This is a genomic window from Promicromonospora noduliphila (genome assembly GCF_056951025.1).
Window position 1 is genome coordinate 109,116 of record NZ_CM167806.1, and the last position, 15,412, is coordinate 124,527.

The window sequence follows — 15,412 nt, forward strand, 5'->3', positions numbered from 1 at the left end:
GGTGGCGCAACGAAACCGACGCTACATACGGGGTACCACCTTGTCTCGATCAGATAACAGTTGTCGTGAAGTAACAGAGTGTCCAAATTGCGCGTAACTTTTCGACCAGATGCCTTTTCCCAGCGTAAGGGTCATTCTCGTCACCAAAATGATGCCGTGAGGGGCGTTGCCAAACACGAGAGGAAATGATGCGACACGCCGGTCTCCGGCGGCGTGTCAGCTCTTGTACCCGGCTCCTGCGCCCCGCGCGAGGCGCCGCCCTGGCGCCTCTGTCGGTACCCGTCCGTATCCTCGCGGCATGGCCACCCACCGGCTCACCGTGCAGCAGGCGCGCCGCATCGCGCTCCGCGCGCAGCTCCTCGACGCTCACCGGCCGGTCGACCTGGTGCACCTGGTGGAGGACCTGACGTTCCTCGCGGTGGACCCGACGTCGGCCGTGGCGCCGGCGGTGGACCTCGTCGCCTGGTCGCGGCTCGGGAACGAGTACTGGCTCGGCGCGGTCGACGACGCGATCACCGACCGCATGCTGTTCCAGCTCCGCGGCACCGTGCGGTCGATGGGCGACCTGCCGCTGTACCTGGAGCAGATGGCCCGGTGGCCGCAGAACGAGACCATGCGGAAGTGGCTCGCCGACAACGCGGACTTCGAGCGGGAGGTGCTGGCCCTGGTCGAGGCGGAGGGGCCGGTGCTCGCCAAGGACGTGCCGGACACGGCGCGGGTCCCGTTCACCTGGGGCGCGGAGGGCTGGAGCAGCCGGCGCAGCGTGGCCGAGATGCTGGAGGCCCTGAACATGCAGGGCAAGCTCGCGATGGTGGGACGCAAGGGTCGCCAGCGGCTGTGGGATCTCGCCGAGCGGGTGTACCCGCAGGTCGAGGCGGTTCCGCTGGCCGAAGCGCTGCGGGAGCGGGTGGACCGGCGGCTGGCCGCGGAGGGCATCGCCCGCAAGCGGGTGCAGGGCCGCGCGGGCGACGGCGGCTGGTGGGTGGACCTACCCGGCGAGGCGGTCGAGGTCGAGGGGGTCGACGGCGAGTGGCGCGTCCACCCGGAGCTGCTGGACCGCGTGGACGACGAGTTCGAGCCGCGCACGGCCCTGCTGTCCCCGTTCGACGCGACAGCCGCCGACCGGCCCCGGCTCCTCGACCTGTTCGACTACGAGTACATGCTGGAGATGTACAAGCCGAAGGGAAAGCGGCGCTGGGGGTACTTCGCGCTGCCGATCCTGCACGGGGAGCGGTTCGTGGGGAAGCTCGACGCCAAGGCCGACCGCAAGGAGGGCGTGCTGAACGTCTTCGCGGTGCACGAGGACCTGCCGTTCGACGGGGCCACCATGGACGCGGTGCACGCGGAGATCGAGCAGCTCGCGTCCTGGCTGGAGCTGGGCCGGGTCGACTACGCGAGGGACGCGTAGTCGGCGAGGACGGATGTCGGGCGGCGCGTCAGCGTGGCCGACGCGGAACGCGCTCGACGAGCCGCGGAGCCTTGCTGGAGTCGGCTCGAGCCGTTGGGGCGAACTGACTCCGCGCCGCTACTCGCCCGTCGCGCCGCCCCCGAGCTCGACCGTGATGTCCAGGTGGCCCGCATGGCGGGCGTACTCCTGCAGCACGTGGAAGCAGATCCACGCGAGCGTGGGCGGGTTCGCGGTGAACCGTCCGCCGAGGGCGCCGTGCTCGTCCATGGCGTGCGCCGCCAGCACCTCGCGGGTCGCGACACCGCCCGCATGCAGGGCGCCGAGGAGCTCGTCCAGGCCCACGCCGTCCGGCACCGCCCATGGTCCGTGCGGGTCCTCACGCGCGTGGTCGCCCCACGGGTGCTCGACCGGTTCCGCCAGGAACCCCCACCGGAACCAGCGCCGTTCCATGTGCACGAGGTGGATCAGCAGCTCCAGCGGCGACCAGCCCGACGGGAGCCGCGAGGCGCGCAGGTCGGCCTCCGGCAGGCTGCGCAGCTTCCGGTCCACCGCCTGCCGGTAGTAGTCGAGGTACGCGCCGAACAGCACGGCGGTGTCGGCGGTGTCGAGGATCGGTTCGCGGTCGGAGAGCGGCATTCGGTGAGGCTACGTCGCGCCGGCCGAAACTGGGTCGCGAAAGTGCTGTGACATCTCGGGGAGTTTCGCGTCATGAGGGCATGACCCAGACAAGAAGCAGGACCTACGGACTGGCCTCCAACCCCTCGGAGTGGGCAGCGCACCGTCGCGCCGTCGTCTTCTCCGTGCGCCGGCTGTTCCCGGGCGTCGACGCCGAACGTGCGGCGACCGACGGCCTGGGCGAGCTGTGCCGGCAGATCGTGATGCGCGGCGCCGTCGACCGGCCTGCCGTCGTGTGGTGCGAGGCGGCGATCGCCGCGGCCGCGCGCCTGCGGTCCGGTCCCGGCTCGCGGGCGTGAGCCGGCGCAGGTGCGTGCGGCCGGGGCCGTGGCAGCCGCACGAGCGCGTGTCGGACGCGCAGGCCACCGGAGCGGCCTGCGCGTCCGAGTACGTCAGCGCGTGCTGCCGACCTCTGCGACGAACCGTGCGGCCCGCTCGCGCAGACCGGCGATGCGCCGGTTGATGATCAGCTCACGCATGGCCGGGTCGTTGCCCGCCTCCGTGAACGTCGGCGCGCGCCGCACGTTCCGGGAGCAGCCGAACTCGGTGCAGATCAGCGTGCCGATCGTGTTCCCGTTGCGCCCGGAGGCACCGCCCCGGCGGGCGACGTAGAGGGAGACGTCGTCGGTCACGACGACGTCCTCGCACCAGGCGCACATGCCCTTGGTGCGTGCGCGGCCCGCCTTCGCGTCGGCCGCGCGCAGCAGCACGCCCGTGGCCTCGCCGTCGAGCTCGAGCACCACGTACGCGGACAGCGGCGCCTTGCGGTCACGCCAGCCGACGTAGTCGAGGCGCTCCCAGTCGAGGGTGTCGAGGTCGGGCAGGGTCGCCTGCGCGGCCTCCCGCTTGCTCGCGTTGACGAAGGACGCGCGGATCTGCTTCTCGGTCAGGGGATTCATGAGGTTGTCGGCTTCCGGTGGTTTCGGAGGCCGCCGGCCGGCACCCGCCGTCGCGCAAGGACGCACGACGGCGCCGTGGTCGCCCGAGCGTTCGGGTCACGGACCGGCAGGCGGCAGGGCAGGGGACGACGCCGCGCCCGCCCTCCGACGTCCGGCCGCACGGGGCACGACCGCCGAAGCGGTCGGTGCGGCGTGCTGCGCTGCCTGGTCAGAGAGTCGTGACGCGGGTGACAGGGCTGCCCGAGCAGGCCAGGACGGCCACCTCGCACCCCGCGGTGAACTCCCGCATCTCTCGCTCCTCGTGTCTCCGATGGGTCGGCCGGGCGATACGCCACGCAGCCGACCGGTCGATGCTACGGCACCGGCCGGCCGAAGGACACGTGCTTTCGGCCACAGCGGGTCCGGCCCCGGCGCCTCGGGCTAGGTCCAGGTGGCGGTCGCGGGGTCGACGCCGTGGGCACTGGCGTTGGCGTCGATGGTGTCGCGGAGCCAGGCGGCCAGACCCGGCTCGACGTCGTCGTAGAAGGAACGGAAGCCGGGGTCCGTGACGTACGTGCGGCCCAGGCAGACCTGCATCGAGTGGGTGCAGTCGAAGTAGACGCCTATCGATGCCCGGTGCCGCTCGGCCAGGGCGTTCGCCTGCTCGCTCCCGGGCCGCACGCCCGCGCGGACGGCGGCCGCGAGGTCGGCGTGCAGGGCGTCGAGGTCAACGACGATCCGGCGCCAGTCCTCGGGGCTGCGCTCCGCCGCCCGCTCGGCGTACTGCGCCCACTGCCCGCTGTCGCCCCAGCGCTCCCGCGCCTGGGCGGGCCAGGACGGCCGCCAGCTCGCGCCGAAGACCGCCACCTGCTCCTCGGGGGAGAGCAGGACGCCGGACCTGCGGGCGTCGATCAGGCGGTCGAGCGCGTCCGCCGCCTGCTCCAGGCGCCGGATGCGCTCGCGGACCTGGTCCCGCTGCCTGCGCAGGGACTCCTCCGCGTCGTCCGTGGGCGCGTCCAGCAGGCCCGCGATGTCGGCGAGGGGCACGCCGAGCTCACGGTAGAGACGCACGCGGTGGAGCCGGGCCACGTCCGCGGCGTCGTAGAGCCGATGGCCACCGGAGGTGCGCTGGGAGGGGCGGGCCAGGCCCACCTCGTCCCAGTGGTGCAGCGTCCGGACCGTGACACCCACGACGGACGCGGCGCCGCCGACGGTCAGGCCGTCCGGCGGCACCGCGTCGGCGGCGCTCGGGTGCGTCATCTCCGCCAGTCTCGCAGCCGGAGCGGGGAGGTTCACGGTCACACTCCGTGGGTTGGTCTCGCGCCGTCGTTCGGCCTCACTCCGTGGGCCGGTCGATGCCCAGGTCCCGCAGGTTCCGGGCCTCTGCGCTGTCCGGGTCCCACGGCCGGGCCGCCGTCATGACCACCCGGGCGTGCTCCGGCGTGGTCACCTCCAGCTCCACCGAGTTCCAGGGCATCGTGCGCGGGCCCGACGTGCTCCCCGGCAGGAGTTCCTCGCAGGCCGCCGCGATCTGGTCCACCTGGCTGAGCACGCACGCGAAGCTCACGCTCACGGCGGGCGGCTCGGCCGCAGGGCCCGGCCGGCCGGAGGCGGCGTCCGTGGGTACCAGCAGGACGTCCTGGAACATCCAGCGCCGCAGGTGCACGACCTGGCCCGGAGCCGAGAAGAACTCGAAGAAACCGAGCCCGCGCGTCCAGAAGTCGGTGGAACCGGCCAGGTCCGCCGTGGGCACGGTCACGAACATGGGCATGCCGTACACGCCGCGGAACAGCTCGGGTGCCTCGGCGTCCAGCGCGGGTGCGGGGACGGGGCCGAGGTCGAAGGCGGGGTAGATGTCGTTCATGCCGCCAGGATCGGCCCTCACGTGGCGTGAGGTTCAAGCGGACAGGTGCCGAGTCCCGCGCCCGGCCGCCGAGTCACGCTTCATCCGGCCGGTGCCGCGGGCACCCCGGCGAGCTGGTCGGCCGCCTCCCAGAGCTCGAGCTCCCGCCCCGGGTGGTACGACTCGTCCGACGACCGCTCGACGCGGTCCCGGTTCACGTACGCGCCGGTCGGCGCCGCCACCCTGCCGAGGACGACGTCGGCGAGCTGGCGGCCGGCCACCGCCGCGCTGTTGGTCACGGGGGTCAGGTTGAGCACCGGGACGAGCCACCGCATGACGAACCGGCTCAGCGGCCCGGCGTTCCGGGTGAGCCCGGTGCCGGGGACCAGGCTCGGGTTGAACGTGACGATGTCGATCCCCGCCGGCAGGCGCCGCGCGTACTCGTGCGCCAGGTAGATGGTGGCGAGCTTGCTCGTCGAGTAGGCGCGCCGCCCGCCCGAGGCCGTGTCCGACGCCGCGAACGCGCCCGTCCGGGCCAGCACCTCCGGCGCCTGCCACCGGGGCGCCGGCACGAGGCCCCCGGTGTGCCGGAAGTCCCCGAAGTGGGTGTCGCTCGTGGTGACGACGATGCGGGCGGGGGCGGTGAAGCGGTCCATCAGCGTCCGCAGGAGCACGTGGTTGGCCAGCACGTTCACCGTGAACGTCGCCTCGTACCCGTCGGCGCCCTCGGTGCGGGCGTTCGTGTACTGGATGCCCGCGTTGCCCACGAAGCCGCGCAGCGGCGGCAGCTCGCCGCGGTCGAGCCGGCGGACGATCGCCGCGGCGGCCGCCCGGACCTCCGCCAACGAGCCGAGGTCGGCCGCGATGTGCGAGACCCGGGCAGCGCCGCCGAGGGGACCGGTGCCGTCAACACAGCCCGCCGCGAGCTCGGCCGCAAGCCGCTCGCCCGACGAGTCACGGGTGATCAGCACGAGGTGGACCTCCGGGTCGTCCCGCAGGATCCGCCCGGCGGCGACGCGGCCGATCCCGCGGCTCGCGCCGGTCATCACGATGGTGTGCACGGTGGCTCCGATGGTGTGGTGGCTGTCCTCGACACCGGCCAGCGTCGCCGTCGCCGTCGTCGGCCGCCAGGGCCCGGGCGAGCCTGCGGACTGGCGGTACCCATGCTCGCCCGCCGTCGTGCCGCCACAATGGCGGCATGACGACGACCGGGACGGGCTTCGGAGCGCTGGTGCACCGGTGGCGCGACCGGCTGTCCCCGGCCGACGCCGGTCTGCCGCGGCAGACCGGGCGCCGGGCTCCTGGACTGCGCCGCGAGGAGCTCGCGCAGCTCGCGGGGCTGTCGGTGGACTACGTGCTGCGCCTGGAGCAGGGCCGCGCGAGCAACCCGTCGGCGCAGGTGGTCGCGTCGGTGGCGCGGGCGCTCCAGCTCTCCCGGGTCGAGCGCGACCAGCTCTACGTGGCCGCGGGGCTCCTGCCGCCGCGTGACGGTCTGGTCAGCCTGCACGTGCCGCCGAGCGTCCAGCGGCTCACGGCCCGGCTCGGCGACTTCCCGATAGCCGTGTTCGCCGCGGACTGGACGCTGGTGTGGTGGAACGCGGTGTGGACAGCCCTGCACGGCGACCCGGGCGAGGTGCCGCCCGGCGAACGGAACCTGGCCCGCGCGCTGTTCGGCGCAGGCCCGGCCCGGGCTGCCGTGCGGCAGTCCTCGTCGGAGAACGGCGACGAGGTGTTCGCCGCCGCCGTGGTGTCGGATCTCCGGGAGGCGGTCTCGCGTTATCCCGGGGACGAGCGGCTGGGCCGGCTCGTCGCCGGCCTGCGCCACGACTCCCCGGACTTCGACCGGCTCTGGGTCGCGGGCGAGCTGGTGCGGCACGTCGCGGACCGGAAGACGATCCGGCACCCCGCCGTCGGCGACGTCACCCTCGACTGCGACGTCCTGCTGGTGCCGGACGCCGACCTGCGCGTGGTGACCTACACGGCGGCCGAGGGCGGCCCTGACGCGGGACGGCTCGACCTGCTGCGGGTCATCGGCGCGCAGACGGTCGGGTCGCGGTAGCTACCGCGTCGGCTCCGGTTCTCGCCTTGCCCGGTGGGGTCCCGCCCGGCCGGCAGCGTGCGACGGCGGCTTGGTAGTGTCCGACGCCGGTTCGGCAGCGTGCGACGCCGGTTCGGCAGCGTGCGACGGCGGCTCGGTGGTGCGCGACGGCGTCCGCAGCCGCGACCGGACCGCTATGCCGGCGCAGGCGATCACGGCGGCCCCGCCGAGCACGGTGGGCCAGGTGAGCTGCTCGTGCAGGAGCAGCGCGGCCCAGGTGATGCCGAGCACCGGCTGCACGAGCTGGACCTGGCTGACCTGCGCCATCGGGCCGATGGCCAGGCCGCGGTACCAGGCGAAGAAGCCGAGGAACATGCTCACCACCCCGAGGTAGGCGAACAGGACCCAGTCCAGCGGGCTGCCCGACGGCGGGAGCCGCACCACCGAGACGCCCGTGAGGACCGCCATCGGGATGCCGGAGAGCACGAGCGCCCAGGAGATCGTCTGCCAGGCGCCGAGCTCGCGGGACAGCAGCCCGCCCTCCGCGTAGCCGATCCCGCACGCGACCACCGCGGCGAGCAGGAGCAGGTCGGAGCCGTGCAGGCCGCCGAGTCCTCCGCCCTGCGCGGCGGCGAACGTGGTAGCGGCGATCGCCCCGAGCGCGGCCATCACCCAGAACGACGTCCGCGGCCGTTCGTGGCCGCGGAGCACCACCAGCACCGCCGTCGCGGCGGGCAGCAGCGCGATCACCACGGCGGCATGGCTGGCCGACGCCGTGGTGAGCGCGAACGAGGTGAGCACGGGGAAGCCGACGACCACGCCCCCTGCGACGACCGCGAGCCGCGCCCACTGGATGCCGCGGGGCCGGCGCTGCCGGGTGATCGCGAGGGCGGCGGCCGCGAGCACCGCCGCGACGACCGCGCGGCCGCAGGACACGAAGAGCGGCGACATACCGCCGCCGTCGATCACCACGCGCGTGAAGGGGAGGGTGAACGAGAAGGCCGCGACCCCGAGAAAGCCCCACAGGAGGCCCGCGCGGGGCGTGGATAGCGGCTGGGCCGTTGCGAGAGTAGCGCTACTATTGCTCGTCATGTACGACGATAGCAGTGGCCGGATCGTCGCGGGCCTCCAGGAGTGGATAGCCGCCGCGGCGCCGGGGGCGCGGCTGCCGTCCAGCCGGTCGCTCGTCGCGCAGTACGGGGCGAGCCCTGTCACCGTGCAGAAGGCGCTGCGCACCCTGACGTCGCAGGGTGTGGTCGAGACCCGGCCGGGCGTCGGGACGTTCGTCCGGGCCGTGCGGGTGGCCCGCCCCAACGACTACGGCTGGCAGACGGCGGCGCTCGGCCCCCGGCCGAAGCCGGCCCAGGAGCTGTCCAGGGCCCTGCACTACTACTCGAACGACGTGATAGCGCTGCACTCGGGCTACCCGGACCGCGAGCTGCTGCCCGAGCGGCTGGTCCGGTCCGCCCTCACCAGGGCTGCGCGCGGCGACGCCGCCGTCAGCAGGTCGCCCGCCGCGGGCGACCCGGAGCTGCAGGCCTGGTTCGCGACCGAGCTCGGCGCCACGGCACCGGTCGGCACCGCGCCGCCGACGCCGGGCGACGTCGTCGTCTTCCCCGGCAGCCAGGCCAGCCTCAGCACCACCTTCCGTGCCCTCGTCGGCGCGGGTCGGCCGCTCCTGGTCGAGTCGCCGACCTACTGGGGCGCGCTCCTCGCGGCGGACCAGGTCGGCGTGCAGGTGGTGCCGGTGCCCAGCGGACCCGACGGCCCCGACCCGGACGCGCTCGCCCGCGCTTTCGCGCAGACCGGGGCGCGCGCGTTCTACGCGCAGCCGAGCTTCGCCAACCCGACCGGCGCCCGCTGGTCGCCCGGCCTGTCCGACGACGTGCTCCGGCTGGTGCGGGAGCACGGCGCCTACCTGATCGAGGACGACTGGGCGCACGACTTCGGGATCACCCAGGACGTTGTTCCGCTCGCGGCCCGTGACGACGGCGGGCACGTGGTATACCTGCGCTCGCTGGCCAAGAGCGTGTCGCCCGCCGTGCGCGTGGCCGGGCTCGTCGCCAGGGGCCCCGCCCGCGAGCGGATCCTGGCCGGCGCCCAGGCCGAGTCCATGTACGTGAGCGGCATGCTGCAGGCCGCCGCGCTCGACGTCGTGACCCAGCCCGCCTGGCGCACCCACCTGCGCGGCGTGCGCCAGCAGCTCGCGGCCCGCCGTGACCTGCTGCTGGACGCGCTGCGGGAGCACGTCCCGGCCGCCCGTGTCGAGGCCGTCCCGCAGGGCGGCCTGAACCTCTGGGTGCGGCTCCCCGACACCACCGACGTCGCGCGCCTGGTCCGGGACTGCGAGGCCGCCGGCGTGATCGTGGCGGCGGGCGACGAGTGGTTCCCCGCCGAGCCGACGGGCGCCTACCTGCGGCTCAACTACTCGGGACCGAACCCGGGGGCGTTCCCGGAGGGCGCCAGGGTGATCGGGGAGATGCTGGAGCGGCAGGCGGGGTGAGCCCATTGGGCTCCTTTTGACCATGCACTTGCTGCCAGATTCGGCGGCTACGTGGCAGCAAGTGCATGGTCAACCGGCGTCAGCTTTGCCGTCCAGCGCGCCTCGGATCTCGTCGGCGAGGGCCGGGTCGTGGGGCCTACTTGGCCGGCAGCGAGCGGGCGTAGTCCACCCCGCGCCGCGCCCACGTCGAGACCTCGGCCTCTGTGCCCAGGTCGTCGGCGCCGACGTGCAGCCAGCCCTTCATGACGCGCCCGCCCATCACGGCGCGCGTCGCGGTGGTGGTGCGCACCAGCTCGTCGGCGTCGTCGGCCGCCAGGCGCACCAGGATCCCGCCCTGGCTGCTCACCGCGACCGCCAGGTTGCCGTTGACCAGGAAGGCCAGCCCGCCGAACATGCGCCGCTCGGTGAGGGCGGCCTCGCCGTCGAGGGCGCCCCGGATCTCGTCCGCGAGGGCCGTGTCGTATGCCATGCGAACGAGGCTACGTCGGCGGCTCGTCCGATTCGCGAGCGCCGCGGCTGTGGACGGCCCCTTCAACGTTGAACGCACGCCGTGTACCGTCACGACCGGCGCTCTCGTGCGCCCGCTTCCCCACCCGACGCCGCCTGGAGGAGTCATGACCATCACCCACGAGTCCGTCGCAACGCCGGACGGCGTCGTCGCACCGCGGTTCCGCCCACCGGCCGGCGCCTCCAGCGCCGCCACCGTGTCGCTCGACGGCGAGTGGCGGTTCCGGCTGTTCCCGCACGCCGACACGGGTGTGGACCCCGCGGAGCCCGGTGACGACTGGGACCGCGTGTCCGTGCCGGGGCACTGGCAGCTCGCGGGAGCCCCGCACGCCTGGCCGTACGGAACCCCGGCGTACACCAACGTGCTCTACCCGTTCCCGGTCGAGCCACCCCACGTACCCGACGACAACCCGACGGGCGAGTACCGCACCACGCTCCGGCTGCCGGCGGACTGGCCGGACGGCGGCCGCACCCTGCTGCGCTTCGAGGGCGTCGACTCCTGGTTCCAGGTGTCGCTCGACGGCGAGCTGCTCGCCACGTCGCACGGTTCCCGCCTGCCCACGGAGGTCGACCTCACCGGCCGCCTGCGGCGGGGTGGGGAGCACCTGCTCGCCGTGCGGGTCACCCAGTGGTCGGCCATGTCGTACATCGAGGACCAGGACCAGTGGTGGCTCTCGGGCATCTTCCGCGGCGTCACGCTGGAGCACCGCCCGGACGGCGCCCTCGACGACGTCCGCGTGCACGCGGCCTACGACCACACGACCGGCGTCGGCACGCTGCGGGTGGACGCCGCGACCGTCGTGGGCGGGGCGGGCGCCGTGGCCGCGCGGGTGGCGGTGCCGGAGCTCGGCGTCGAGGCGGCGGCCGGCGAGGAGCTGCGCGTGGCGGTCGAACCGTGGAGCGCCGAGGTCCCACGGCTGTACGACGTCGTCGTCTCCACCGAGGCCGAGACCGTGACGCTCGCCGTCGGCTTCCGCACCGTCTCGATCGAGGACGGCGTGTTCCTCGTCAACGGGCGGCCGGTCAAGCTGCGCGGCGTCAACCGGCACGAGTTCGACCCGCTGCGCGGCCGCTCCGTGACCCCCGAGCGGATGCTCGAGGACGTGCTGCTCATGAAGCGGCACCACGTCAACGCCGTCCGCACGAGCCACTACCCGCCGCACCCGCACTTCCTGGACCTGTGCGACCGGTACGGGCTCTACGTCATCGACGAGAACGACCTGGAGACGCACGGCTTCGAGATCGACGGCTGGGTGGGCAACCCGGTCGACGACCCGGACTGGACCGACGTGCTCGTCGACCGCGTCACCCGGATGGTGCGCCGCGACGGCCACCACGCGAGCATCATCATGTGGTCGCTCGGCAACGAGGCGGGTGCGGGCCGCAACGTCGCGGCGATGGCCGACGCCGTCCGGGCGCTCGACCCGAGCCGGCCCGTCCACTACGAGCGCGACTACGCGAGCGAGCACGTGGACGTGTACTCGCGGATGTACGCCGACGTGACCGAGGTGGAGCTGATCGGCCAGGGCACCGAGCCGCCGTTCGAGCGCGCCGACGCCGACGCCCACCGGCGCACGCTGCCGTTCCTCCTGTGCGAGTACGCGCACGCGATGGGCAACGGCCCGGGCGGCCTCGCCGACTACGACGCGCTCTTCGACCGGTACCCCCGCCTGCTCGGCGGCTTCGTCTGGGAGTGGATCGACCACGGCCTGACCCGCACCGACGGCGACGGGGTCGAGTTCGCGGCGTACGGCGGCGACTTCGGCGAGCGCCTCCACGACGGCACGTTCATCGCCGACGGCCTGCTCCTCCCCGACCGCACGCCCTCGCCCGGGCTGGTCGAGACGGCGGCGGTGTTCGCGCCGATCCGCATCGACCCGCAGGACGAGGGCACGCTGCTCGTCCGCAACCGCTACGTGTTCCGGGACACGAGCCACGCCGAGCTCCGCTGGACCCTGCACCGGGGCGGGGACGAGCTCGCCGCCGGCACGCTCGACCTGGAGCTGGCCGCCGGGACCGAGGCGGTGGTGCGGCCGCCGTCGGACCTGCCGCTGCCGGAGCCGGGTGACGCGCCGGTCTGGTGGACCCTGCGCGCCGTCCAGCGGAAGCCGGACGCGCTGGAGGAGGGGTGGTTCGAGCCGGACTTCGTGCTCGGCGCGGGTCAGCTCCTCGTCGTGGAACGCGCGCCGCTCGCGGCGCCGGCCGGCCGCGTGACCATCGAGGCCGACGGCGGGTTCGTCGCGGGCCCGGCCCGGTTCGACCGCCGGGGCGGGCTCCGCGAGCTCGCCGGCCGCGCGGTGCACACCTTCCGGGCCGACGCCTGGCGCGCGCCGACCGACAACGACCGCAAGCCCGGCAGCCACCGGGACCGGTCCGACGCGCAGGTCTGGTACCGGGCGGGACTGACCCTGCTCGGTGAGCGCATCGCGGGGGTCGACGCCGGCGCGGACGGGGCGCTGGAGATCGACGCGCGCGTCGCGGGGCCGGCGATCCGGACGGGCTTCGTCACGCGTTACCGGTGGCAGCCGGTGACCGATGCGCCCGACGCCGTCGACCTGCTCGTGGACCTCCGGCCGGAGGGGCCGGCGCCGGAGAGCGTCGCCCGGCTCGGGGTGCTGCTCGCCCTCGACGAGCCGCGGGCCGCCGAGGCGGAGGTCCGGTGGACCGGCCTCGGCCCGGACGAGTCGTACGCCGACTCGAAGGTGGCGGCGCTCGGCGGCGCGTGGCGGCACACCGTCGCCGACTGGCAGACCCGGTACACACACCCGCAGGAGAACGGCGCGCGGCGCGGGGTGACGAGCGCCGTCCTGACCTTCGCCGACGGCTCCGGCCTGCGGATCGACGCGGGCGAGGTGACGGTCGGCCCTCGTTCGCAGGCCGGCTTCGAGCTGTCGCTGCGCCCGTGGTCCGACGAAGCGCTGGACCGTGCGGCGCACCCCCACGAGCTGGTGCCGGACGGCCGGCTGTGGCTGCACCTCGACGCCGCGCAGCACGGCGTCGGGAGCGCGGCCTGCGGACCGGGCGTGCTGCCGAACGCGCAGCTCCACGCCGCGCCGGTCCGGATGCGGCTGCGCTTCACCACCCTGTGAGCACGGTGCCCGCCCCGCCTGCCGGGGCGGGCATGATGTATACAAGCGTGACGGCACACGGACGACGGACGAGGAGAACGCTGTGAAGATGGGCTTCCGCTGGTACGGCGAGGGCAACGACACCGTGACGCTGGACCAGGTGCGCCAGATTCCCGGCGTGGAGACCATCGTCTGGAGCCTGCACCACAAGCAGGCCGGCGAGGTGTGGGAGCAGGCGGAGATCGACGCGGAGGTCGCCCGGATCACGGGCCTGTCCGAGGAGGCGCGGGCGCGCGGCATCACCCGGACCTTCGACGCCGAGGTGGTCGAGTCGGTCAACGTGCACGAGTCGATCAAGCTCGGCCGCACCGTGCTCGGGCTGAGCCGGGACGAGGCGATCGAGAACTACGTCACGACGGTCCGGCGGCTCGGCCGGGCCGGCGTGAAGGTGGTCTGCTACAACTTCATGCCCGTCTTCGACTGGCTGCGCACCGACCTCTGGCACCCCCTGCCCGACGGCTCGACCGCCCTGTTCTACGAGAAGGCCGTGGTGGGCAGGATGTCGCCGGAGAGCCTGATCGCCGACATGGAGGCCAACACCCACGGGCTCACGCTGCCGGGCTGGGAGCCCGAGCGGCTGGCGAGCTTCAGCGAGCTCAACGCCGCCTACGAGGGCGTGACCCACGACGACATGTACACGAACTACAAGTACTTCCTCGACGCGGTGATCCCCGCGTGCGAGGAGGCCGACGTCAAGCTGGGCGTGCACCCGGACGACCCGCCGTTCGACGTCTTCGGCTGGCCGCGCGTGGTCTCCACCAAGGAGGGCCTGGCCCGGGTGCTCGACCTGCACCCGAGCCCGTACAACGGCCTGACGCTGTGCCTGGGCAGCTTCTCGGCCAACCCGGAGCAGGACGCCGTCGACGCCGTGCGCACCTTCATGGACCGCATCCACTTCACGCACGTGCGCAACATCAAGCACTTCGACAACGGTGACTTCACCGAGGTGGCGCACCGGGCGTCCGAGGGCAGCGTGGACACCACGGGCATCATGCAGGCGTACGCCGATGCGAACTACCAGGGCTACGTGCGGCCCGACCACGGCAGGCACCTGTGGGACGAGAACACCACGAACAAGCCGCGCCCCGGGTACGGCCTCTACGACCGGGCGCTCGGGATCCAGTACCTGCTGGGCGCGTGGGACGCGTTCCGCTACCGCGCGTGAGATTTCCTGGTCTTGTCGTCGTCGGCGCTGCCATGATGCGGCCATGGTGAGCAGCGGCGAGTCTCGGTCCGACGACGACACCACGTCCGGCGTGACCGTCACGTCGGACGACGACGGTGCGCAGCCCACCGCCGCCGTCGGCCCGGACTACGCCGCCTGGAGCGAGCGCGCCGTCGCGGCCGTTCTCGACAACGCGATCCTGGCCGGGGTCACCTGGCTGGCGCTCGGCGCGGGGTTCTTCCAGCCCACGCTCACGCCTGGGTCGCCAACGCCCGGGTCGGTGCTGGACAGCGAGGCGCTCAGGATCGACGATCCGCTCAACCTGGTGCCGGTCGGTGCCCTCGTGGTCCTCCTGGTGCTGCAGGGCCTGACCGGGTGGACGCCGGGCAAGCTCGTGGTCGGCATCCGGGTCGTCCGTGCGGAGTCGCACCGGCCGGCCGGGCTGTGGACGACGCTCGTGCGCTGGGTCCTGCACCTGCTCGACTCCATCCTGCTGATCGGCTACCTGCGGCCGCTCTGGCACGCGAGGCGACAGACGTTCGCCGACGGGATAGCGCGCACCGTCGTGGTGCGCGCGCTGCCCGCGCTGCCCCGGCGGCCGATGATCGCCGTGTACGGCGCGGCGCTGGCCGCATGCGTGCTCGGGCTCGGGTACGGCTGCGTCCCGATCAACAGCGGCGGCACGCTGTCGGCCGACGGCGAGATCTCGTGCGGGCAGGAGCCCCACGGACCGGCCCTGACCGGCGGTGACATCACGCTCGCCGGGTCGGTGTCGGTCGAGCGGGAGCGCCGGATGTGGACCGTCCGGGAGACCCGCACCACGCTCCCGGGCGCCGAGCTCACCTGGACGAGCGAGCCGTCGGTGCGCGACGTCGAGTACCGCGTGGAGCTCGAGGCCGGGCCGGGTTCGAGACCCGGGGACGCGACGGTCTCGCGAGCCTGGGACATCGGGACGGGCGGCCTCGACTGGTCGGACAACGCCGGGTTCACGCACACCAGGACCATCGCGGCGGACGAGGACGTCCACGTCGCACAGGTCGACGTCACCGACTCCACGCTCGCCGCGCGTGGCCTCGGCAACGACGTGTGGATCGACGTCCGGCTGATCGCCGACGGCGAGACCGTAGCGGCGTGCGGCGGCTCCGTGACCTATCCGCGGTGAGGCCGGGCGACCTCGTCGCGGTGAGGCGCGACGACCTAGTCGTTGTGAGGCCTGGTCGCGGTGAGGCGCGGCGGTCGGGTGGTCGGAGGTCGCTCCTAGGTGGTG

Annotated in this window: 14 protein-coding genes; 7 read left to right on the forward strand and 7 right to left on the reverse strand. The window is 73.7% G+C overall.

Translation table 11 applies throughout. The annotated features are described in order from the left end of the window. Positions 1–298: 298 nt before the first annotated feature. A complete protein-coding gene (locus tag AC0QU1_RS00465; RefSeq protein ID WP_483573705.1) occupies positions 299–1,408 on the forward strand; it encodes a winged helix DNA-binding domain-containing protein in 1,110 nt (369 codons plus the stop codon). Positions 1,409–1,525: 117 nt separating this feature from the next. Here the strand turns inward: AC0QU1_RS00465 and AC0QU1_RS00470 are convergent, their stop codons facing one another. Then, positions 1,526–2,044: a mycothiol transferase gene (locus AC0QU1_RS00470; RefSeq protein WP_483573706.1), complete on the reverse strand. Its 519-nt coding sequence runs from the start codon at positions 2,042–2,044 to the stop codon at positions 1,526–1,528. 80 nt (positions 2,045–2,124) lie between these two features. Between AC0QU1_RS00470 and AC0QU1_RS00475 the strand changes: the two genes are divergently transcribed. Beyond that, a complete protein-coding gene (locus AC0QU1_RS00475) occupies positions 2,125–2,382 on the forward strand; it encodes a hypothetical protein (protein WP_483573707.1) in 258 nt (85 codons plus the stop codon). Positions 2,383–2,475: 93 nt separating this feature from the next. On the opposite strand, the gene AC0QU1_RS00480 is transcribed toward AC0QU1_RS00475, so the two are convergent. The 4 genes from AC0QU1_RS00480 to AC0QU1_RS00495 form a co-directional block, all read right to left on the reverse strand. Further along, entirely contained in the window at positions 2,476–2,982 is a 507-nt protein-coding gene (locus AC0QU1_RS00480) for an FBP domain-containing protein (protein ID WP_483573708.1), read from the reverse strand. A 420-nt stretch (positions 2,983–3,402) separates the two neighbouring features. After that, on the reverse strand, positions 3,403–4,221 hold the full coding sequence (locus AC0QU1_RS00485; protein WP_483573709.1) for a MerR family transcriptional regulator: 819 nt from the start codon (positions 4,219–4,221) through the stop codon (positions 3,403–3,405). A gap of 76 nt (positions 4,222–4,297) precedes the next feature. Next, complete coding sequence (locus AC0QU1_RS00490; protein WP_483573710.1) at positions 4,298–4,825, reverse strand: VOC family protein; 528 nt, start codon at positions 4,823–4,825, stop codon at positions 4,298–4,300. Between the two features lie 80 nt (positions 4,826–4,905). Further along, entirely contained in the window at positions 4,906–5,865 is a 960-nt protein-coding gene (locus AC0QU1_RS00495) for an SDR family NAD(P)-dependent oxidoreductase (RefSeq protein ID WP_483573711.1), read from the reverse strand. A 137-nt stretch (positions 5,866–6,002) separates the two neighbouring features. On the opposite strand from AC0QU1_RS00495, the gene AC0QU1_RS00500 reads away from it, so the two are divergent. After that, the gene (locus tag AC0QU1_RS00500; RefSeq protein ID WP_483573712.1) at positions 6,003–6,863 is read left to right on the forward strand and encodes a helix-turn-helix transcriptional regulator; all 861 of its coding nucleotides are present in this window, start codon (positions 6,003–6,005) and stop codon (positions 6,861–6,863) included. Here the strand turns inward: AC0QU1_RS00500 and AC0QU1_RS00505 are convergent, their stop codons facing one another. Further along, positions 6,864–7,934 carry a DMT family transporter gene (locus AC0QU1_RS00505; protein WP_483573713.1) on the reverse strand — a complete coding sequence of 357 codons (1,071 nt, stop codon included), beginning with the start codon at positions 7,932–7,934 and terminating at the stop codon, positions 6,864–6,866. On the opposite strand from AC0QU1_RS00505, the gene AC0QU1_RS00510 reads away from it, so the two are divergent. Next, positions 7,933–9,345: an aminotransferase-like domain-containing protein gene (locus AC0QU1_RS00510; RefSeq protein ID WP_483573714.1), complete on the forward strand. Its 1,413-nt coding sequence runs from the start codon at positions 7,933–7,935 to the stop codon at positions 9,343–9,345. The two genes, AC0QU1_RS00505 and AC0QU1_RS00510, sit on opposite strands and share 2 nt — an antisense overlap. A gap of 136 nt (positions 9,346–9,481) precedes the next feature. Here AC0QU1_RS00510 and AC0QU1_RS00515 read toward each other — a convergent pair whose 3' ends face one another. Continuing rightward, positions 9,482–9,814 carry a TfoX/Sxy family protein gene (locus tag AC0QU1_RS00515; RefSeq protein ID WP_483573715.1) on the reverse strand — a complete coding sequence of 111 codons (333 nt, stop codon included), beginning with the start codon at positions 9,812–9,814 and terminating at the stop codon, positions 9,482–9,484. 145 nt (positions 9,815–9,959) lie between these two features. Between AC0QU1_RS00515 and AC0QU1_RS00520 the strand changes: the two genes are divergently transcribed. The 3 genes from AC0QU1_RS00520 to AC0QU1_RS00530 all read left to right on the forward strand — a co-directional run bounded on the left by AC0QU1_RS00520 (position 9,960) and on the right by AC0QU1_RS00530 (position 15,307). Beyond that, positions 9,960–12,941, forward strand: a complete 2,982-nt coding sequence (locus AC0QU1_RS00520; protein WP_483573716.1) for a glycoside hydrolase family 2 TIM barrel-domain containing protein — start codon at positions 9,960–9,962, stop codon at positions 12,939–12,941. Between the two features lie 88 nt (positions 12,942–13,029). Further along, positions 13,030–14,145, forward strand: coding sequence for a mannonate dehydratase (locus AC0QU1_RS00525; RefSeq protein WP_483576600.1), 1,116 nt, complete (start codon positions 13,030–13,032; stop codon positions 14,143–14,145). Between the two features lie 43 nt (positions 14,146–14,188). Beyond that, on the forward strand, positions 14,189–15,307 hold the full coding sequence (locus AC0QU1_RS00530; RefSeq protein WP_483573717.1) for an RDD family protein: 1,119 nt from the start codon (positions 14,189–14,191) through the stop codon (positions 15,305–15,307). Positions 15,308–15,412 lie beyond the last annotated feature (105 nt).